Source organism: Pseudomonas sp. LS.1a (genome assembly GCF_022533585.1).
In the GTDB taxonomy this organism is placed as follows: domain Bacteria; phylum Pseudomonadota; class Gammaproteobacteria; order Pseudomonadales; family Pseudomonadaceae; genus Aquipseudomonas.
Map to the genome: position 1 here is coordinate 4,972,747 of NZ_CP092827.1, position 19,871 is coordinate 4,992,617.

Consider the following 19,871-nt stretch of genomic DNA (forward strand, 5'->3'; position numbering starts at 1 on the left):
CTTACTCCTCGGCGTCCGGCTGGTCGGCATCCTTGTGCTGACGGTCTTCAGCGACCGCGCGCTCGATCAGTGCCGACAGGTGGGCACCACGGCTGACGCTCTCGTCGAAGTGGAAATGCAGTTGCGGCACGCTGCGCAGTTGCATCACACGGCCCAGGTGCAGGCGCAGGAAGCTCGCGGCGCTGGTCAGGGCCTTGAGGGTCTGCGGTACGGCGTCGGCGCCGTCCTGGCCCATCACGGTGATGAATACCTTGGCGTGGCCAAGGTCGCGGCTGACGTCGACGGCAGTGATGGTCACCAGGCCGACGCGCGGGTCTTTGACTTCACGGCGGATCAGCTCCGACAGCTCGCGCTGCATCTGGTCGCCGATGCGTTGGGTACGGCTATATTCTTTTGCCATTCTTGCTACCTGTAACTTAAAGCGGCAAACGCCCGGTCAAGCTGAAGCCTGACCGGGCGCTACCTTCAGAGGCGCTGCCAGCCGCCCTGGGGCGGGGCCTGCACCACGCTCGCCCCTTACAGGGTACGAGCCACCTGGACTTTCTCGAAGACTTCGATCTTGTCGCCGACCTTGACGTCGTTGTAGCTCTTCACGCCAATACCGCACTCCATGCCGTTACGCACTTCGGAGGCGTCGTCCTTGAAGCGACGCAGCGACTCCAGCTCGCCTTCGAAGATCACAACGTCTTCGCGCAGTACGCGGATCGGACGGTTGCGGTACACGGTACCCTCGATGACCATACAGCCAGCGATGGCGCCGAACTTCGGCGAACGGAACACGTCACGCACTTCGGCGACACCCAGGATGTTCTCGCGAACATCGCTGCCGAGCATGCCGGTCAGGGCCTTCTTGACGTCTTCGATGATGTCGTAGATCACGTTGTAGTAACGCATATCCAGACCTTCCTGCTCGACGATCTTGCGCGCGCCGGCATCGGCACGCACGTTGAAGCCGAACAGTACTGCATTCGAAGCCAGCGCCAGGTTGGCGTCGCTTTCGGTGATACCACCGACGCCGCCACCGATCACGCGCACCTGAACTTCGTCGTTGCCCAGACCCGACAGCGAACCCTGCAGTGCTTCCAGGGAACCACGCACGTCGGTCTTGAGGACGATGTTGAGGGTCTTCTTCTCTTCCTGACCCATGGTCTCGAAGATGTTTTCCAGCTTGCCGGCGTGAGCACGGGCCAGCTTGACCTCGCGGTACTTGCCTTGACGGAACAGGGCAACTTCACGGGCCTTCTTCTCGTCAGCAACCACGGACAGCTCGTCACCGGCTTCCGGGGTACCGTCCAGGCCGAGGATTTCGACCGGGATCGACGGGCCGGCTTCCTTCACAGGCTTGCCGTTCTCGTCGAGCATGGCGCGCACGCGGCCATAGTTGGAACCGCACAGGACCATGTCGCCCTGACGCAGGGTACCGTCCTGAACCAGGATGGTCGCCACCGGGCCACGGCCCTTGTCCAGACGCGATTCGACAACCACACCACGACCTGGGGCGGTCGGGGTAGCGGTCAGCTCGAGGATCTCGGCCTGCAGCAGGACCGCTTCGAGCAGTTCGTCGACGCCGGTACCCATCTTCGCCGAAACCTTGACGAACGGAGTGTCACCACCCCAATCCTCGGAGGTGACGCCTTCGACGGCCAGCTCGTTGCGGATGCGGTCGATGTCTGCACCCGGCTTGTCGATCTTGTTCACCGCGACCACCAGCGGAACGCCAGCTGCCTTGGCATGCTGAACGGCTTCGCGGGTTTGCGGCATCACGCCGTCGTCCGCCGCCACCACCAGGATGACGATGTCGGTAGCCTTGGCACCACGGGCACGCATTGCGGTGAACGCAGCGTGGCCTGGGGTATCGAGGAAGGTGACCATGCCGCGGTCGGTTTCCACGTGGTAGGCACCGATGTGCTGGGTAATACCACCGGCTTCGCCAGCGGCAACCTTGGCACGACGGATGTAGTCGAGCAGCGAGGTCTTACCATGGTCAACGTGACCCATGACGGTAACGACCGGCGCACGCGATTCCACTTCACCTTCGAACTTCAGCGATTCGGCCAGGGAGTCTTCCAGGGCGGTATCGCTGACCAGGGTCACCTTGTGGCCCAGTTCTTCGGCGACCAGCTGAGCGGTTTCCTGGTCGAGCACCTGGTTGATGGTGACCGGGGTACCCAGCTTGAACATGAACTTGACCACTTCAGCGGCCTTGACCGACATCTGCTGGGCCAGTTCCGAGACGGTAATGGTCTCGCCGATGGTCACGTCACGGATGACTGGACCGGTCGGGTTCTGGAAGCCGTGCTGGTTGCGCTTCTTCAGCTTGCTCTTGCCACCGCGGCCACGGCGTACGCCATCGCTCTCTTCATCGGTGGTGCGCGGCGCGGCACGTGGAGTCGGGGCCTTTTCCTTCTCCTTGACCTTGACCTTGATCGACACGCGCGGGGCCTCGCCACGACGCTCGCCACCACGACGGTCTTCGTCACGGGTGCGGCCTTCGTTGCGACGGGCTTCGTCCTTCTTGCGCTCGGCAGCGCGGGCTGCGGCATCTTCGGAGGCCGGGGCGTCGGCAACTACCGGAGCCGGGGCAGCGGCAGGCGCCGCCGCTGGCTTGGCGGCAGGCGCAGGGGCTACAGCAGCGGTTTCGGCAGCCTGACGGCGAGCCTGCTCTTCGTTACGCTGGCGAACTTCGGCCTCGACCTTCTCGCGAGCGGCATTTTCAGCCGCGCGGCGCTCTTCCAGCTCACGCTTCTGCTCAGCCTGGATTTCTTCCGGGCTGCGCTGCACGAATACTTTCTTCTTGCGTACTTCTACGCTGATGCTCTTGCTACCGGCGACACGCAGGGTGCTGGTGGTTTTGCGCTGCAAGGTAATCTTGCGCGGCTCTTCCGCCTTGCTCTTGTGGCTGCTCTTCAAATGAGTCAGCAGGGTCTGCTTCTCATTGTCGGTCACTACCTGACCGGCGTCGGTGTGCGGCAGACCTGCCTCACGCATCTGCTGCAGCAGGCGCTCTACCGGTGCCTCGACCTCTTGGGCCAGTTCTTTCACCGTGACTTGCGTCATGCACTTCTCTCCTCAGGCCGCGCCTAATTACTCGAACCAGTGGGCTCGGGCGGCCATGATCAACTTGCCGGCACGCTCTTCGTCGATGCCGTCGATGTCGAGCAGATCGTCTATCGACTGCTCGGCCAGGTCTTCGCGGTTAACCACGCCGCGCACCGCCAGTTCCGCCGCCAAGTCCTTGTCCATGCCCTCAAGGGAGAGCAGGTCTTCAGCCGGATGGGCGTCTGCCAGTTTTTCTTCGGTAGCGATGGCCTTGGTCAACAAACGGTCCTTGGCTCGAGCGCGGAGCTCGTTGACGATATCTTCGTCAAAGCCATCGATGTTGAGCATTTCTTCCAACGGTACGTAGGCAATTTCTTCGAGGCTGGTGAAGCCTTCGTCGACCAGCACTTGGGCCAGCTCCTCGTCGACTTCCAGTTCATCGATGAAATTGCGCAGGATGTCACCGGTTTCGGCCTGCTGCTTGGCCTGGATGTCCTTCTCGGTCATCACGTTCAGGGTCCAGCCGGTCAGCTGACTGGCCAGGCGAACGTTCTGACCGCCACGACCAATGGCCTGGGCCAGGTTGTCCTCGGCAACGGCGATGTCCATGGCATGGGCATCTTCATCAACGATGATCGCCGCGACTTCAGCCGGCGACATGGCGTTGATGACAAACTGCGCCGGGTTATCGTCCCAGAGGACAATATCCACACGCTCACCACCCAACTCCCCGGATACAGCCTGGACGCGCGAACCACGCATGCCGATACAGGCGCCTTGCGGGTCGATGCGCTTGTCCTTGGAGCGGACGGCGATCTTGGCTCGCGAACCCGGATCACGGGAGGCAGCCATGACTTCGATGAGGCCCTCGGCAATTTCCGGCACTTCGATGCGGAAAAGCTCGATCAGCATCTGTGGCGCGGTGCGCGACAGGATCAGCTGAGGACCACGGTTTTCGGTGCGAATTTCCTTGAGCAGCGCACGCAGGCGCACGCCAACACGGAAGGTCTCGCGCGGAATGATGTCTTCGCGGGCCAGCAGGGCCTCGGCGTTGTTGCCCAGGTCAACGATGACGTTGTCGCGGGTAACCTTCTTGACGGTACCGGAGATGATCTCGCCAACGCGCTCGCGGTAGGCATCGACCACCTGGGCACGCTCGGCCTCTCGGACCTTCTGCACGATGACCTGCTTGGCGGTCTGGGCGGCGATACGACCGAACTCGATGGACTCGATCTTCTCTTCGATCACGTCACCAACCTTGGCATCAGGGTGGGTTTCGTGAATCTTGCTCAACCAGGTCTCGATCGCCGGATCATCAAGATCGGCTTCGTCGACCACGGTCCAGCGACGGAAGGTCTCGTAGCTACCGGTGTGGCGGTTGATTTCCACACGCAGGTCGACTTCGTCTTCAAAACGTTTTTTGGTTGCAGTGGCCAGTGCCACTTCCAGCGCTTCAAAAATGACGCCGGGTGGTACACCTTTTTCGTTGGATACCGATTCAACAACCAGCAGTACTTCTTTGCTCATCGTACGCCTCGCCTTGCGCAAGCCATTGGGCCCGGATCGTCCGCCGGGCCCGGCACGTCTCAGTCAAAACTGGGAATAATATTGGCCTTGTCGATCGAGTCGATCGGCAACAGGAACTCTTGATTGTCCACCTGGACCACCACGTCCTGCTCCTCCACACCGCGGAGAAGGCCCTGGAAGTTACGACGACCCTCGAAGGGTGAGCGCAGCTTGATCTTCACTTGTTCGCCGGCATGCGAGGCAAACTGTTCCAGAGTGAACAGTGGGCGATCCATGCCTGGAGAAGACACCTCGAGGGTGTATTCACTGCTGATCGGATCTTCCACATCGAGAATTGCGCTGGCCTGACGGCTGACCGCTTCGCAGTCGTCCACCAGGATGCCGCCTTCCTTGTCGATGTAGATGCGCAGTACCGAATGCTTACCCTGGGAAACGTATTCGATCCCCCAGCACTGATAGCCCAGACCCTCGACAACCGGGGCCAACAAGGCCTGCAACTGTTCTAGCTTGCTCGACACCTGAACCCCCTCGTGCATGCTGTGCAAATAAAAAATGGGCGAAGCGCCCATCCCTGAAAGCGCCGTTGGACAACGACGCCGAAAACTGTTCGGTTAGCAAAAAGCCCCTGAAAAGGGGCTCCGCTGAAGCTGGTTGCGGGGGCTGGATTTGAACCAACGACCTTCGGGTTATGAGCCCGACGAGCTACCAAGCTGCTCCACCCCGCGACAAAGCTGGGGCAAAAGTATAAGACCGAACCCTGCTGAGGGTCAAATCCGAACCTTCACCTGCAAGAAAGCCCGCTAAAGCGGGCTCTCAAGCTTTAATTGGTACCGAGAAGGGGACTCGAACCCCTACACCCTATGGGCACAACCACCTCAAGGTTGCGTGTCTACCAATTCCACCACCTCGGCAATACTACTACTTGAAACCCGTTACTTCTGCTCTTGTGCCGGAGGAGGTACATCACCCGTGTTAGGAGTGGTTTCGCTCTTCTGCTGCTGGAGCACCGGTACATCATCATTAACTGCCGGTTTCTGCGGCTCTTTCACTTCTAGCACTGCTGGATCCGGAAGACCCGCTTGGCTAAGCTGGTGAGCTTGTTGCTTCGCGAAGTATCCTAACCCAAGTGCTGTCAAAAAGAAAGTGGCAGCGAGTATAGCAGTTAATTTACTCAGGAACGTTGCAGAGCCCTGGCTCCCGAACACGGTATTTGAAGCACCCGCGCCGAAAGATGCACCTGCTTCCGCACCCTTACCCTGTTGCAACAGAACCAGCACTACAAGCGACAGCGCTGCCAACAGATGAAAAACAACGATGACTGTTTCCAGCATTTGTTCAGTTTCCTGCGGCGCGACAAATTGCACCGAATTCGTCTGCGTTCAGGGAAGCCCCACCAATGAGCCCCCCATCGATATCCGGCATGCCGAACAGTTCGGCCGCATTGGCCGCCTTCACGCTGCCGCCGTAGAGCAACTGCACCTTCGCAGCCACTTCAGCATCTTCTGCCGCCAGCTGGCCGCGGATGGCTGCGTGCACATCCTGGGCCTGCTGTGGCGTGGCCGTAAGGCCGGTGCCGATGGCCCATACAGGCTCATAGGCAATTACTGCATTGGCAAAAGCCTTAACACCGAATGCTTCGATGATACTGCTTAGTTGACGCCCGACAACTTCGAGCGTTTTGCCAGCCTCGCGCTCTTCAAGGGTTTCCCCGATGCAAAGCACTGGCTTCAAACCTTTGGCCTGGGCCGCTGCAAACTTGCGATTGAGCACTTCGTCGGTTTCACCAATTATCTGGCGACGCTCCGAATGACCAATCAACACCAACTTGCAACCTGCTTCAACCAGCTGTTCCGGAGCAACTTCTCCGGTCAGCGCACCCTGTTCGGGTTGTACTGCAGAATTCTGTGCGCCGACAGTAATTCCCTTACCTGCCAGACCATCGATCACTTGATTGATGAACAAGGCCGGTGGAAACACTGCGACTTCCACTCCGCTCGGCAAGGCCAGATTTCTCAAGCCTTCGGTCAGCTCAGCGACGCTAGCGCGGGTACCGTGCATCTTCCAGTTACCAGCTACCATAGGGCGACGCATGCTTTACCTCGTCGGTCAAAGTGGGCGCAGATAGTACCCAACCCTATCTGCGCTGGCAAGCGCCTTCAGACACAAACTTCGCCGACCAGTTTGGCCAGCGCTTCTGCATGCGCACGCACCTGGCTTTCGTCCTCGCCCTCGACCATCACCCGCACCAACGGCTCGGTACCGGATTTACGCAGCAGCACGCGGCCGCGGCCGGCCAAGGCCTCGGTCACCTTGGCACTGGCTTCCTTGACCGACGGGTGCTCCAGCGGGTCGACCTTGCTGGCGCCATAGCGCACGTTGATCAGCACCTGCGGGCACTTGCGCAGGGCCTGACGGGCCTGGGCCAGGGTTTCGCCACGGCGCTTGAGCGCCATCAGCACCTGCAGGGCAGCGATGATCGCGTCACCCGTGGTGGTGTGGTTGCAGCACACGACGTGACCGGAGTTTTCACCACCGACCAGCCACTCACGCTCCAGCAGTTCGGCCATGACGTAGCGGTCGCCGACCTTGGCCCGCACGAACGGGATATCCAGGTCCTTCAGCGCAAGCTCCAGGCCCAGGTTGCTCATCAGCGTGCCCACTACCCCGCCCTGCAGCTTGCCACGGTCCTGCAGGTCGCGGGCGATGATGAACAGCAGCTCGTCACCATCGACGATGGCACCGGTATGGTCGACCATCAACACGCGATCGCCGTCACCGTCGAAAGCGATGCCCAGGTCGGCATGGCCCACCAGCACGGCAGCCTGCAGCGATTCGATGTGGGTCGAGCCGCAGCCTTCGTTGATGTTCAGGCCGTCGGGCTGAGCGTGCAGCACGGTCACCTCGGCACCCAGCTCGCGGAACACGCTTGGCGCAACCTTGTAGGTGGCACCGTGGGCGCAATCGACAACCAGCTTGAGGCCGTCGAAGCTGGTGCTGGTCGGCACGCTGCTCTTGCAGAACTCGATATAGCGGCCGGCGGCATCGTTGATGCGCGAAACCTTGCCCAGCTTGCCCGACTCGACAACGGTCATCGGCTGGTCGAGCAACTCCTCGATCATCAGCTCGACTTCATCCGGCAACTTGGTCCCCTGGCCCGAGAAGAACTTGATGCCGTTGTCATCGTGCGGGTTGTGCGAGGCACTGATGACGATGCCGGCTTCGGCATGGAAGGTACGCGTCAGGTAGGCGATGGCCGGTGTCGGCATCGGCCCGAGCAGCATCACGTCGGCACCCGCCGCGGACAGGCCGGCTTCGAGTGCGGACTCGAACATGTAACCGGAGATACGCGTGTCCTTGCCCACCAGCACCCGGCAGTGGCCTTGCTTGCGGAAGGCCATGCCGGCCGCCCAGCCAAGCTTCAGCATGAAGTCAGGCGTGATCGGGTATTCGCCGACGCGGCCACGAATGCCGTCGGTACCAAAGTATTTTCTGCTCATAGGGGCTCCAATGTTCTTATTCGGCGTTTTGCACCGCAGCGATCATGCGCACTACATCAACGGTTTCGGCCACGTCATGGACACGAAGAATGCTCGCCCCCTTGGTCATGGCCAACGCCGCCAGCGCAAGGCTGCCGTACAAGCGCTCGCCGACCGGACGTTCCAGCGTCAGGCCGATCATGCTCTTTCGTGAAACACCCACCAGCAGCGGGCGCCCAAGGCGATAGAGCGCTTCCATGTGCTTGAACAGGCTCAGGTTGTGCGCCAGTGTCTTGGCGAAACCGAAGCCCGGATCAAGAATGATTCTGTTAGCGTCGATGCCCGCCGCTGCACAGGCGGCCATTCGCTGCTCAAGATAACGCGTAACCTCGACGGTCACATCTTCGTAATGCGGGTCGTCCTGCATGTTACCCGGCTCGCCGCGCATGTGCATGAGGCACACCGGCAGGCCGGTATCCGCGGCCGCGTCCAGGGCGCCATCGCGCTCCAGGGCTCGCACGTCGTTGATCAGCCCGGCACCGAGGCGCGCCGATTCACGCATGACCGCTGGCGTGGAGGTATCGACCGAGATGACCACATCGAGGCGGCTGTTGATCGCCTCGACCATGGGTGCCACCCGCTCCAGCTCCTCGGTCACCGATACCGCGCGCGCGCCCGGCCGCGTGGACTCGCCGCCGATATCGATCAGCGTGGCGCCTGCAGCAACCATCGCTTCGGCATGACGCAACGCCTCGTCGCGCTGGTTGAAGCGCCCACCATCGGAGAAGGAATCAGGGGTGATATTGAGAATACCCATGACATGGGTACGCGACAAATCAAGAACCCGGTTGCCGCAAGGCAACCGGGTCGGGTACTGCACTGAGCTCATAGATGCCCTTAGTGTTGAGCCGCTGGACCGCCGATCGGCGATTCTGGGCGATCACCCTGGGCGGCAGGCTTGCCCGAAGCAGAGTCATCATCCCAGTCGCGCGGTTCGCGCGGGGTACGGCCGGCCATGATATCGTCAATCTGCTCGGCATCGATGGTCTCGTACTTCATCAGCGCTTCGGCCATGGCATCGAGCTTGTCACGGTTGTCGGTGAGCAGCTGCTTGGCCGTGGCGTAGCACTGGTCGATGATGCTGCGCACTTCCGAGTCGATCAGCTTGGCGGTTTCACCGGAAACGCTGGCGTGCTGGCTGGCAGCACTGCGGCCCAGAAACACTTCGCCCTCTTCCTCGGCATACATCAGCGGGCCGAGTTTTTCGGAGAGGCCCCACTTGGTCACCATGTTGCGGGCGATCTGGCTGGCACGCATGATGTCGTTGGACGCACCGGTAGTGACACCGTCGAAGCCCAGGGTCATTTCCTCGGCAATACGGCCACCGTACAGCGAGCAAATCTGGCTGATCAGTGCGCGCTTGGACAGGCTGTAGCGGTCCTCTTCGGGCAGGAACATGGTCACGCCCAGGGCACGACCACGCGGAATGATCGAAACCTTGTAGACCGGATCGTGCTCAGGCACCAGGCGACCGACAATGGCGTGGCCAGCCTCGTGGTAGGCGGTGTTCTGCTTTTCTTTCTCGGACATGACCATGGTCTTGCGCTCGGCGCCCATCATGATCTTGTCCTTGGCCAGCTCGAACTCTTTCATTTCGACCAGGCGCTTGTTGGCGCGCGCGGCAAACAGCGAGGCCTCGTTGACCAGGTTGGCCAGGTCTGCGCCGGAGAAGCCAGGGGTACCGCGGGCGATGACCGCCGGATTGACGTTCTCGCCGACCGGTACCTTGCGCATGTGTACCTTGAGGATCTGTTCGCGACCACGAATGTCCGGCAGGCCAACCACCACCTGGCGGTCGAAGCGGCCGGGGCGCAGCAGCGCCGGGTCGAGCACGTCCGGACGGTTGGTAGCAGCGATGACGATGATGCCATCGTTCATCTCGAAGCCGTCCATCTCCACCAGCAGCTGGTTGAGGGTTTGCTCACGCTCGTCGTGACCGCCACCCATGCCGGCGCCACGGTGGCGACCAACGGCGTCGATCTCGTCGATGAAGATGATGCACGGGGCGTGCTTCTTGGCCTGCTCGAACATGTCGCGCACACGGCTGGCACCGACACCGACGAACATTTCCACGAAGTCCGAACCGGAAATGGTGAAGAACGGCACCTTCGCCTCGCCGGCGATGGCCTTGGCCAGCAGGGTCTTACCGGTCCCGGGCGGGCCGACCATCAGCACGCCACGCGGGATACGGCCACCCAGGCGCTGGAACTTGCCCGGATCGCGCAGGAACTCGACCAGCTCGCCAACCTCTTCCTTGGCTTCGTCGCAGCCTGCAACGTCGGCCAGGGTGGTCTTGACCTGGTCTTCGGACAGCAGACGCGCCTTGCTCTTGCCGAAGCTCATCGGCCCGCCTTTGCCGCCCGCACCGCCCTGCATCTGGCGCATGAAGAACATGAACACGGCAATGATCACCAGGATCGGGAAGCTGGCCACCAGCAGCTGGGTCCAGATGCTCTGCTGCTCAGGCTGCTTGCCTTCGATGATGACGTGGTTGTCGACCAGGTCGCCGATCAGGCCGTTGTCGGTAATGGCCGGGCGCACGGTCTTGAAGTTGTCGCCGTCGGCGCGCTTGCCGGTAATGATGTAGCCGTCGACGGTCACACGCTCGACCTTGCCATCCTTGACCTGCTGGATGAAGTCGGAATAGTTGAGGGTCTGCGGCTCGTTAGGGCTGGAGAAGTTGTTCATCACCGTCACCAGGACAGCTGCGATGATCAACCACAGGATCAGATTCTTTGCCATGTCGTTCAATTCGCTACCCTCTGAGGTCGGCGCACGACGCAGCCGTTCCTCGCATGATATTCATCGCCCTAACTTACTACATTACCTACGCAGCCGCAGGCACCGTCTGTAACCCTTTGTGAAAGCTAGACTACACGAAGTTCGGACGATCCTGACGCAGCGGCCGATTGGAAATAACTATCGGCCACCCCGCTTCACGCCTTTCACGCCCCTTTGAAACCCCTGCCCAGCAGGTACTGCTCGCGGGAACGGTCACGCGACGACGACGGTTTGCGCATCTGTACCTTGTCGAACTTGCTGCGCACGTCCTTGAGGTACACGTCAAAGCCTTCGCCCTGGAAAATCTTGATCAGGAAGTCGCCGCCGGGCTTTAGCACGCGGGTTGCCAGATCGAGGGCCAGCTCGCAGAGGAACATCGCACGCGGCATGTCCACTGCGGGCGTACCACTCATATTGGGGGCCATGTCGGAAATCACAAGGTCTACGTGCGAATCGCCGACCGCCTCGAGAATGCGCTGCAGCACCTCATCATGGGTGAAATCGCCCTGGATGAAGGTCACATCCGGGATCGAATCCATTTCCAGGATGTCGGACGCGATCAGGCGGCCCTGGCCACCAATCAGACGACTGGTCACCTGCGACCAGCCACCAGGAGCCGCACCGAGGTCGATCACGCTCATGCCTGGGCGGATCAGCCGGTCCTTTTCCTGGATCTCCAGCAATTTGTAGCTCGCACGCGAGCGGTAGCCATCCTTTTGTGCCTGTTTCACAAAAGGATCGTTGAAATGCTCTCGCAGCCAGTTTGCGCTGCTTTTGGAACGTTGTACCACGGGGCACCTCGATGATATGCGTCGTGATTGACTGGGCGGAGCCGGTGGCCCTCGGGTAAAATGCCGGTCAATTTTACAGAATCAGACGGAAAGGGTCAGATTATGCCGCTCAATAACGAGCAGAAGAAGCAATACAAGTCCATTGGTCATGACCTGAAGCCGGTCCTGATCGTTGCTGGCAACGGTTTGAATGAAGGCGTCATCGCCGAACTGGAGCGCGCCCTGGTCGACCATGAGCTGATCAAGGTCGAAATTCGCTCGGAAGACCGCGAAGAGCGGGCCGAGACCATTGCCGAACTGTGCAAGGCCGGCCGTGCCGAGCTGGTGCAGACCATCGGCAAGAAAGCGCTGATCTACCGCAAGAACCCACAGCCGAACAAGCAGCTGTCCAACATCCACCGTTACAAGTAACGGCAAAGGGGCTGCTGCGCAGCCCATCGCGACACAAGGCCGCTCCCACAGGGATTGCACCGACCTGCGGCACAACGCAATCCCTGTGGGAGCGGCCTTGTGTCGCGAAAGGGCCGCAAAGCGGCCCCAGCGATCTCGAGCCGTTTAGCGGCGCATCTTGACCGGCACCGGCTGGGCCACCAGCACGATGCCGGAAAAGCCCAGCACCAGGAAACAGAGCAGCTGCCAGCGTTCGCCAACGGATATTCCGTAGCGCAAGGTGTAATACCCCACGCAGGCACCGAAGCCGAGCAACAGCATCTGGCCACGGAACTGCCGCCACCAGGCCGCCAGGCCGTCCACCCTCGCCAGCACTGCCAGCTGGGTCAACAAACCAAGCAACGCCACGCCGATCAACCAGCGGTCGATCTGCCCGGCGATGTCCTGCACCAGCAGCGGTGCCAGGCCACTGACCTTGAGCGCGGGCACCAGCCCCACGTGAAACACCCACAGGCCACCGACCCAGAAAACCTGAGCCAGCTGCCAGAGGATCCCCTCGAGGGATGGCGCCCGCAGGCGCCGGTCAGATGTGCTTGACTTCGACAATCTCGTACTCGACCGTGCCGCTAGGCGTCTTGACGACGACAGTATCACCTTCTTCCTTGCCGATGATGGCACGGGCAATCGGTGCTCCGCTCGAGAGCTTGCCCTGTTTCACGTCGGCTTCATCCTCGCCGACGATCTGGTAGCTCACCTCTTCATCGGTTTCGGTGTTGGCCAGTACCACGGTGGTACCGAAAATCACCTTGCCGGTGTGAGGGATAGTGGTCACGTCGATCACCACCGAGTTCTGCAGGCGGCCTTCGATATCACGGATACGCGCCTCGACCATGCCCTGCTCCTCACGGGCAGCATGGTATTCGGCGTTTTCCTTGAGGTCGCCCAGCTCGCGCGCTTCACCGATGGCCTGGCTCAGGCGCGGGCGCTCGGTCTTGCTCAGGAACAGGTGCTCCTCTTCCAGGGCGCGGGCGCCCTGGACGGTCATCGGGTACTTGGTAATGCTCATGCTTTCAGTCCTGCATGCAGATCCTGCAGGCGACGAACGGTCTTTTCCGGACCGAATTTCAACGCCTCGCAGATGGCTTCACCGGCCGCAATGGTGGTAGTGCAGTAAATCTTGTGCTGCAGCGCATTGCGACGAATCGAGTAGGAATCGGCGATCGACTGGCGGCCTTCGGTGGTGTTGATGATCAGCGACACTTCGTCGTTCTTGATCATGTCGACCACGTGCGGGCGACCTTCGGTCACCTTGTTCACACGGCGCACTTTCAGGCCAGCCGCTTCGATAACCTTGGCGGTGCCGGCAGTTGCAACCACTTCGAAGCCCAGGGCGATCAGGTCGCGGGCAACGCCAGCCACTTGCGGCTTGTCGTCGTCACGCACGCTGATGAACGCGGTACCGCCGGTTGGCAGCACTTCGCTGGCACCCATCTGGGCCTTGGCGAAGGCTTCACCGAAGCTGTCACCAACACCCATGACTTCACCAGTCGATTTCATCTCAGGGCCGAGGATCGGGTCAACCCCCGGGAACTTGGCGAACGGGAAGACGGCTTCCTTGACGCTGTAGAAGTTCGGGATGATTTCCTGGGTGAAGCCCAGCTCTTTCAGGGTTTTGCCGGCCATGACGCGAGCCGCGATCATCGCCAGGGAGGTGCCGATGCACTTGGACACGAACGGTACGGTACGCGAGGCGCGCGGGTTGACTTCGATCACGTAGATCTTGTCGCCCTGCAGGGCCAGCTGCACGTTCATCAGGCCGACCACGCCCAGTTCCAGGGCCATTTTCTTGACCTGTACGCGGACTTCGTCCTGCACTTCCTTGCTCAGCGAGTAAGGTGGCAGCGAGCACGCCGAGTCACCGGAGTGAACGCCGGCCTGTTCGATGTGCTGCATGATCGCGCCGATCACCACGTCGGTGCCGTCGCACACCGCATCCACGTCCATCTCGATGGCGCAGTTGAGGAAGTGGTCCAGCAGTACCGGGCTGTCGTTGGACACCTGTACGGCTTCACGCAGGTAGCGCTTGAGCTCGTCCAGTTCGTAGACGATTTCCATGGCACGGCCGCCCAGTACGTAGGACGGGCGCACGACCAGCGGGTAGCCGATGCCGCCAGCAGCGCTGATGGCTTCTTCTTCGCTGCGCACGGTAGCGTTTGGCGGCTGCAGCAGGCTCAGGCGCTGAACCATCTGCTGGAAGCGCTCACGGTCTTCGGCGCGGTCGATGGCATCCGGGCTGGTACCGATGATCGGTACGCCGGCTTCTTCCAGGGCGCGGGCCAGTTTCAGCGGGGTCTGGCCGCCGTAGTGGACGATCACGCCTTTCGGCTTCTCGACGCGGCACACTTCCAGCACGTCTTCCAGGGTCAGCGGCTCGAAGTACAGGCGGTCGGAGGTGTCGTAGTCGGTGGAGACGGTTTCCGGGTTGCAGTTGACCATGATGGTCTCGTAACCGTCTTCACGCAGCGCCAGTGCGGCGTGTACGCAGCAGTAGTCGAACTCGATACCCTGGCCGATACGGTTAGGGCCGCCACCCAGGATCATGATCTTGTCGCGGGTCGACGGGTTGGCCTCGCACTCTTCCTCGTAGGTGGAGTACAGGTAGGCGGTATCGGTGGCGAACTCGGCAGCGCAGGTGTCGACGCGCTTGTACACCGGGAACACTTCCAGCTTGTGGCGGTGACGGCGCAGGTTCTTGTCGGTGATACCCAGCAGCTTGGCCAGGCGCTGGTCAGAGAAGCCCTTGCGCTTGAGGCGCAGCATGTAGTCCTTGTCGATCGACGACAGGGCCAGGGTCTTGACCTTCTCTTCTTCCTTGATCAGGTCTTCCATCTGCACCAGGAACCACATGTCGATGCCGGTCAGGTCGAAGATCTGCTCGCAGGTCATGCCGGCGCGCATGGCGTCAGCCACGTACCAGATACGCTCGGCGCCCGGTACGGTCAGCTCGCGCTTGAGGATGCTGTTGGCTTCCGGGCTGGCCAGGTCGACTTTCGGGTCGAGGCCGCAGGCGCCGACTTCCAGGCCGCGCAGGGCTTTCTGCAGGGACTCCTGGAAGGTACGGCCGATGGCCATGACTTCACCCACGGATTTCATCTGGGTGGTCAGGCGGGCGTCGGCTTTCGGGAATTTCTCGAAGGCGAAACGCGGCAACTTGGTGACGACGTAGTCGATCGACGGCTCGAAGGACGCCGGGGTGCGGCCGCCGGTGATGTCGTTCTGCAGCTCGTCGAGGGTGTAGCCGACAGCCAGCTTGGCAGCGATCTTGGCGATCGGGAAGCCGGTGGCCTTGGAGGCCAGCGCCGAGGAACGCGAAACGCGCGGGTTCATCTCGATCACGACCATGCGGCCAGTGTTCGGGCAGATACCGAACTGCACGTTGGAACCGCCGGTTTCAACACCGATTTCACGCAGCACCGCCAGCGAGGCGTTGCGCATGATCTGGTATTCCTTGTCGGTCAGGGTCTGTGCCGGGGCAACGGTGATCGAGTCACCGGTGTGCACGCCCATCGGGTCGAAGTTCTCGATCGAGCAGACGATGATGCAGTTGTCCTTCTTGTCGCGGACCACCTCCATCTCGTATTCCTTCCAACCGATCAGCGATTCGTCGATCAGCAGTTCCTTGGTCGGCGACAGGTCCAGGCCGCGGGCGCAGATTTCTTCGAATTCTTCACGGTTGTAGGCGATACCACCACCAGTGCCGCCCATAGTGAACGACGGACGGATGATGCACGGGAAGCCCAGGCGCTCGAGGACGGCGTTGGCTTCTTCCATGCTGTGGGCGATACCGGAGCGCGGGCACTCCAGGCCGATGTCCTTCATCGCCTTGTCGAAGCGCGAGCGGTCTTCGGCCTTGTCGATGGTGTCGGCGTTGGCGCCGATCATTTCCACGCCGAACTTTTCCAGAACGCCGTGGCGCTCCAGGTCCAGGGCGCAGTTCAGTGCGGTCTGGCCACCCATGGTCGGCAGCAGTGCGTCCGGGCGCTCTTTCTCGATGATCTTGGCCACCGACTGCCACTTGATCGGCTCGATGTAGGTGGCGTCGGCCATGGCCGGGTCGGTCATGATGGTGGCCGGGTTGGAGTTCACCAGGATGACGCGGAAACCTTCCTCGCGCAGGGCCTTGCAGGCCTGGGCGCCGGAGTAGTCGAATTCGCAGGCCTGGCCGATCACGATCGGGCCAGCGCCGAGAATCAGGATGCTTTTGATGTCTGTACGTTTTGGCATGGTTGTCACTCAAATCCGGGGTCAGTCGGCAAGCCGCTTTGAACAATCTGGGTCAGGCGCTTCCGGGCGCGGCGCAAGCCGGCCCGGGGCCTTGAAGCAGGATGCTCAGCGGCGCTTGGCCATGGCATCGATGAAACGATCGAACAGTGGCGCGACGTCGGTCGGGCCTGGGCTCGCTTCAGGGTGGCCCTGGAAGCTGAACGCGCTCTTGTCGGTACGCTCGATACCCTGCAGGGTGCCGTCGAACAGCGACTTGTGGATGGCGCGAACGTTGCCCGGCAGGGTGGCCTCGTCAACGGCAAAGCCGTGGTTCTGGCTGGTGATCATGACCACACCGGTGTCCAGGTCCTGGACCGGGTGGTTGGCACCGTGGTGGCCGTGGCCCATTTTCACGGTCTTGGCGCCAGAAGCCAGGGCCAGCAGCTGGTGGCCGAGGCAGATGCCGAATACCGGGATCTCGGTGTCGAGGATTTCCTTGATCGCCTGGATGGCGTAGTCGCACGGCTCGGGGTCACCAGGGCCGTTGGACAGGAACACGCCGTCCGGGTTGAGTGCCAGCACTTCGCTGGCCGGGGTCTGGGCCGGCACCACGGTCACACGGCAGCCACGGGCAACCAGCATGCGCAGGATGTTCAGCTTGACGCCGTAGTCGAAGGCGACCACGTGGTACGGCAGGTCAGCGGCTTCGATGGTCGGGTGGCTGTCGGTCTTCAGCTCCCACACGCTGGAGCGCCACTCGTAGCGTTCCTTGGTGGAAACGACCTTGGCCAGGTCCATGCCCTTCAGGCCCGGGAAGGCGCGGGCAGCGGCGATGGCGGCTTCTTCGCTGATGTTGTCACCGGCGAGGATGCAACCGTTCTGAGCGCCCTTTTCACGCAGGATTCGGGTCAGGCGACGGGTGTCGATGCCAGCGATGGCGACAACGTTGTTGGCCTTGAGGTACTCAGGCAGCGACTGGGTGTTACGCCAGTTGCTGGCCAGCAGCGGCAGGTCACGGATGACCAGGCCAGCGGACCAGACACGGTTCGACTCGGCGTCTTCCGGGGTAGTACCGGTGTTGCCGATGTGCGGATAGGTCAGGGTAACGATTTGCTGCGCGTAGGAAGGGTCTGTAAGGATTTCCTGGTAGCCGGTCATAGCGGTGTTGAATACCACCTCACCAACGGTCTGACCGTCGGCACCGATAGCTTCACCGCGGAAAATACTGCCGTCGGCAAGGGCGAGTATGGCTGGCTTTGTCAAGAAGACCTCCCGTAAATCAAGCATGAAAGGGCGATCGCAGGTTGCAAAAAAGCGGAGTGACGTATGGACACGTCACCCCGCTTTCATGTGCTGAATTCAATTCGCTGCGCGCTTTTAGTGGACACACTAAAGCTGTAGCTTACAGAAAAGTGCGTTTTCGGTCTACCGCAGATGTGTCTCTAAAACATATCAATGCGACAGGCTGACATCCGCGGCGCCTGCTTCGCGGGTAAACCCGCTCCCACAGGGACCGCGCAAAGCCTGAGCCCTGCATAATTCCTGTGGGAGCGGGTTCACCCGCGAAGAAGCCAGCACCGCTCCAACGGCTCAGCGCAGCTCGAGCACATCCTGCATGTCGTAGAGGCCAGGCTCGCGCCCGTCCAGCCACAGCGCCGCTCGCACGGCCCCCTTGGCAAAGGTCATGCGGCTGGAGGCCTTGTGGGTGATCTCCACGCGCTCGCCTTCGGCGGCGAACAGCACGGTATGGTCACCCACCACATCACCGGCACGCACGGTGGCAAAGCCGATGGTCTGACGCTCACGCGCACCGGTCTGCCCTTCACGACCGTACACGGCCACTTCCTGCAGATTACGGCCCAGCGCCTGGGCAACCACTTCACCCATGCGCAGCGCAGTGCCCGACGGCGCATCGACTTTGTGCCGGTGGTGCGCCTCGAGGATCTCGATATCCACATCGTCACCCAGCACGCGCGCTGCGGTATCCAGCAGCTTCAGGCACAGGTTGACGCCGACACTGAAGTTGGCGGCGAAGACGATCGGGATTTCCTTGCCGGCTTCGGCCAGTTGCTGCTTCTCTTCCGGAGTGAAGCCAGTGGTGCCGATAACCATGGCCTTGCCGGCCTTGCGGCAGAACGCCAGGTTCTTCAGGGTCACCGAAGGGTGGGTGAAGTCGATCAGCACGTCGAACTCGTCGACCACCTTGGCCAGGTCGTCGGAAATCGGCACACCGATACGGCCCAGGGCCGCCAGCTCACCGGCATCAGCCCCCACCAGCGAGCTGTCCGGGCGGTCGATCGCCGCCGTCAGGCCCGCCTGAGGTGCCTGTTGCTGCACGGCTTCGACGAGGGTCTTGCCCATCCGCCCTGCCGCACCCATCACTGCAATACGTCGCATAGCCATTTCCTTGTCAGAGATCGCCGAAGAAGCGCTTCACGCCATCGAACCAGCCACTGGCCTTGGGCGAGTGGGAGCTGTCGCCTTCCAGCGAATCACGCAGCTCTTCGAGCAGCTCGCGCTGGCGGCGGCTGAGGTTGACCGGGGTTTCCACCGCCACACGGCACAGCAGGTCACCCGCACCACCACCGCGCACCGGGGCAACACCCTTGCCGCGCAGGCGGAACTGCTTGCCAGTCTGGGTGCCTTCCGGGATCTTCAGCTTCACCCGGCCATCGAGGGTCGGCACTTCCAGCTCGCCACCCAGGGCGGCATCGGTGTAGCTGATCGGCACTTCGCAGTACAGGTGCTTGCCATCACGCTGGAAGATCTCGTGCTCACGCACGCTGATCACCACATACAGGTCGCCAGTCGGGCCACCGTGGGTACCGGCCTCGCCCTCGCCCGACAAGCGAATGCGGTCGCCAGTATCGACACCCGCCGGCACCTTGACCGACAGCGTCTTGTATTCCTCGACACGACCTTCGCCGTGGCACGAGGTGCAGGGGTCGGTAATGATCTTGCCCTGGCCGTGGCAGCGCGGGCAGGTTTGCTGCACCGAGAAGAAGCCCTGCTGCATGCGCACCTGGCCGATACCACCACACGTCGGGCAGGTGGACGGGGTCGAGCCTTTCTTGGCACCGGAGCCGTCGCATGGCTGGCAGTTGACCAGCGTGGGCACGCGGATGCTGACCGTGGTGCCACGCACCGCTTCTTCCAGATTCAGCTCCAGGGTATAGCGCAGGTCGCTGCCACGCTGGGCGCCGCCACGCGAACCACCACGGCCACCACCGAAGAAGTCGCTGAACACATCGCCGAAGATGTCGGAGAAGTTGGCACCGCCGAAACCGGCACCACCGCCACCCATGCTCGGGTCTACACCCGCATGACCGTACTGGTCGAACGCCGCACGCTTGCTGGCGTCAGACAGCACTTCGTAGGCCTCGTTGGCCTCCTTGAACTTGTCTTCCGACTCTTTGTCGCCCGGGTTGCGGTCCGGGTGGTACTTCATCGCCAGGCGACGGTAAGCCTTCTTGAGGTCTGATTCGCTGGCGCCGCGCTCGACACCCAGTACCTCATAATAATCACGCTTGGACATAGGTCATTT

Annotated in this window: 17 protein-coding genes and 2 tRNA genes; 1 reads left to right on the plus strand and 18 read right to left on the minus strand. The window is 61.6% G+C overall.

The annotated features are described in order from the left end of the window. Position 1: 1 nt before the first annotated feature. The 12 genes from rbfA to rlmE all read right to left on the minus strand — a co-directional run bounded on the left by rbfA (position 2) and on the right by rlmE (position 11,674). Positions 2 to 400: a 30S ribosome-binding factor RbfA gene (rbfA, locus tag MKK04_RS22930; protein ID WP_063911788.1), complete on the minus strand. Its 399-nt coding sequence runs from the start codon at positions 398 to 400 to the stop codon at positions 2 to 4. Between the two features lie 116 nt (positions 401 to 516). Next, positions 517 to 3,057: a translation initiation factor IF-2 gene (gene infB / locus MKK04_RS22935; RefSeq protein WP_207834352.1), complete on the minus strand. Its 2,541-nt coding sequence runs from the start codon at positions 3,055 to 3,057 to the stop codon at positions 517 to 519. 27 nt (positions 3,058 to 3,084) lie between these two features. Then, positions 3,085 to 4,566, minus strand: coding sequence for a transcription termination factor NusA (gene nusA, locus MKK04_RS22940; RefSeq protein ID WP_063911790.1), 1,482 nt, complete (start codon positions 4,564 to 4,566; stop codon positions 3,085 to 3,087). Positions 4,567 to 4,625: 59 nt separating this feature from the next. Next, positions 4,626 to 5,084: a ribosome maturation factor RimP gene (gene rimP, locus MKK04_RS22945; RefSeq protein ID WP_003249960.1), complete on the minus strand. Its 459-nt coding sequence runs from the start codon at positions 5,082 to 5,084 to the stop codon at positions 4,626 to 4,628. Positions 5,085 to 5,214: 130 nt separating this feature from the next. Beyond that, positions 5,215 to 5,291, minus strand: a tRNA-Met gene (locus tag MKK04_RS22950). A gap of 100 nt (positions 5,292 to 5,391) precedes the next feature. Further along, positions 5,392 to 5,477, minus strand: a tRNA-Leu gene (locus MKK04_RS22955). A gap of 21 nt (positions 5,478 to 5,498) precedes the next feature. Next, the gene (secG, locus tag MKK04_RS22960; protein WP_015271857.1) at positions 5,499 to 5,897 is read right to left on the minus strand and encodes a preprotein translocase subunit SecG; all 399 of its coding nucleotides are present in this window, start codon (positions 5,895 to 5,897) and stop codon (positions 5,499 to 5,501) included. 4 nt (positions 5,898 to 5,901) lie between these two features. Next, positions 5,902 to 6,657, minus strand: coding sequence for a triose-phosphate isomerase (tpiA, locus tag MKK04_RS22965; protein WP_063911791.1), 756 nt, complete (start codon positions 6,655 to 6,657; stop codon positions 5,902 to 5,904). A 65-nt stretch (positions 6,658 to 6,722) separates the two neighbouring features. Continuing rightward, positions 6,723 to 8,063, minus strand: a complete 1,341-nt coding sequence (gene glmM, locus MKK04_RS22970) for a phosphoglucosamine mutase (protein WP_063911792.1) — start codon at positions 8,061 to 8,063, stop codon at positions 6,723 to 6,725. Between the two features lie 16 nt (positions 8,064 to 8,079). Beyond that, on the minus strand, positions 8,080 to 8,931 hold the full coding sequence (gene folP / locus MKK04_RS22975) for a dihydropteroate synthase (protein WP_207834350.1): 852 nt from the start codon (positions 8,929 to 8,931) through the stop codon (positions 8,080 to 8,082). Positions 8,932 to 8,939: 8 nt separating this feature from the next. Beyond that, positions 8,940 to 10,844 carry an ATP-dependent zinc metalloprotease FtsH gene (ftsH, locus tag MKK04_RS22980; protein ID WP_015271861.1) on the minus strand — a complete coding sequence of 635 codons (1,905 nt, stop codon included), beginning with the start codon at positions 10,842 to 10,844 and terminating at the stop codon, positions 8,940 to 8,942. A 203-nt stretch (positions 10,845 to 11,047) separates the two neighbouring features. After that, on the minus strand, positions 11,048 to 11,674 hold the full coding sequence (rlmE, locus tag MKK04_RS22985; RefSeq protein ID WP_025340705.1) for a 23S rRNA (uridine(2552)-2'-O)-methyltransferase RlmE: 627 nt from the start codon (positions 11,672 to 11,674) through the stop codon (positions 11,048 to 11,050). A 102-nt stretch (positions 11,675 to 11,776) separates the two neighbouring features. Here rlmE and yhbY point away from each other — a divergent pair, with 102 nt between their 5' ends. After that, complete coding sequence (gene yhbY / locus MKK04_RS22990) at positions 11,777 to 12,085, plus strand: ribosome assembly RNA-binding protein YhbY (RefSeq protein ID WP_003249945.1); 309 nt, start codon at positions 11,777 to 11,779, stop codon at positions 12,083 to 12,085. A 144-nt stretch (positions 12,086 to 12,229) separates the two neighbouring features. Here the strand turns inward: yhbY and MKK04_RS22995 are convergent, their stop codons facing one another. The 6 genes from MKK04_RS22995 to dnaJ all read right to left on the minus strand — a co-directional run bounded on the left by MKK04_RS22995 (position 12,230) and on the right by dnaJ (position 19,862). Beyond that, positions 12,230 to 12,670, minus strand: coding sequence for an MFS transporter (locus MKK04_RS22995; RefSeq protein WP_207834348.1), 441 nt, complete (start codon positions 12,668 to 12,670; stop codon positions 12,230 to 12,232). Next, positions 12,648 to 13,130, minus strand: a complete 483-nt coding sequence (greA, locus tag MKK04_RS23000; protein ID WP_013974292.1) for a transcription elongation factor GreA — start codon at positions 13,128 to 13,130, stop codon at positions 12,648 to 12,650. The genes MKK04_RS22995 and greA overlap by 23 nt, the downstream gene beginning before the upstream one ends. Next, complete coding sequence (gene carB / locus MKK04_RS23005; RefSeq protein ID WP_207834346.1) at positions 13,127 to 16,348, minus strand: carbamoyl-phosphate synthase large subunit; 3,222 nt, start codon at positions 16,346 to 16,348, stop codon at positions 13,127 to 13,129. The genes greA and carB overlap by 4 nt, the downstream gene beginning before the upstream one ends. A 105-nt stretch (positions 16,349 to 16,453) precedes the next feature. Then, complete coding sequence (gene carA, locus MKK04_RS23010) at positions 16,454 to 17,590, minus strand: glutamine-hydrolyzing carbamoyl-phosphate synthase small subunit (RefSeq protein WP_063911795.1); 1,137 nt, start codon at positions 17,588 to 17,590, stop codon at positions 16,454 to 16,456. Positions 17,591 to 17,917: 327 nt separating this feature from the next. Then, complete coding sequence (dapB, locus tag MKK04_RS23015; RefSeq protein WP_063911796.1) at positions 17,918 to 18,724, minus strand: 4-hydroxy-tetrahydrodipicolinate reductase; 807 nt, start codon at positions 18,722 to 18,724, stop codon at positions 17,918 to 17,920. Positions 18,725 to 18,737: 13 nt separating this feature from the next. Further along, the gene (gene dnaJ / locus MKK04_RS23020; protein WP_063911797.1) at positions 18,738 to 19,862 is read right to left on the minus strand and encodes a molecular chaperone DnaJ; all 1,125 of its coding nucleotides are present in this window, start codon (positions 19,860 to 19,862) and stop codon (positions 18,738 to 18,740) included. Positions 19,863 to 19,871 lie beyond the last annotated feature (9 nt).

What these genes read in the sequence shown, in the direction of transcription:
- rbfA (WP_063911788.1), bottom strand. Translation starts at nt 400, where the DNA reads ATGGCAAAAGAATATAGCCGTACCCAACGCATCGGCGACCAGATGCAG.
- infB (WP_207834352.1), bottom strand. Translation starts at nt 3,057, where the DNA reads ATGACGCAAGTCACGGTGAAAGAACTGGCCCAAGAGGTCGAGGCACCG.
- nusA (WP_063911790.1), bottom strand. Translation starts at nt 4,566, where the DNA reads ATGAGCAAAGAAGTACTGCTGGTTGTTGAATCGGTATCCAACGAAAAA.
- secG (WP_015271857.1), bottom strand. Translation starts at nt 5,897, where the DNA reads ATGCTGGAAACAGTCATCGTTGTTTTTCATCTGTTGGCAGCGCTGTCG.
- tpiA (WP_063911791.1), bottom strand. Translation starts at nt 6,657, where the DNA reads ATGCGTCGCCCTATGGTAGCTGGTAACTGGAAGATGCACGGTACCCGC.
- glmM (WP_063911792.1), bottom strand. Translation starts at nt 8,063, where the DNA reads ATGAGCAGAAAATACTTTGGTACCGACGGCATTCGTGGCCGCGTCGGC.
- folP (WP_207834350.1), bottom strand. Translation starts at nt 8,931, where the DNA reads ATGAGCTCAGTGCAGTACCCGACCCGGTTGCCTTGCGGCAACCGGGTT.
- ftsH (WP_015271861.1), bottom strand. Translation starts at nt 10,844, where the DNA reads ATGGCAAAGAATCTGATCCTGTGGTTGATCATCGCAGCTGTCCTGGTG.
- yhbY (WP_003249945.1), top strand. Translation starts at nt 11,777, where the DNA reads ATGCCGCTCAATAACGAGCAGAAGAAGCAATACAAGTCCATTGGTCAT.
- greA (WP_013974292.1), bottom strand. Translation starts at nt 13,130, where the DNA reads ATGAGCATTACCAAGTACCCGATGACCGTCCAGGGCGCCCGCGCCCTG.
- carB (WP_207834346.1), bottom strand. Translation starts at nt 16,348, where the DNA reads ATGCCAAAACGTACAGACATCAAAAGCATCCTGATTCTCGGCGCTGGC.
- dapB (WP_063911796.1), bottom strand. Translation starts at nt 18,724, where the DNA reads ATGCGACGTATTGCAGTGATGGGTGCGGCAGGGCGGATGGGCAAGACC.
- dnaJ (WP_063911797.1), bottom strand. Translation starts at nt 19,862, where the DNA reads ATGTCCAAGCGTGATTATTATGAGGTACTGGGTGTCGAGCGCGGCGCC.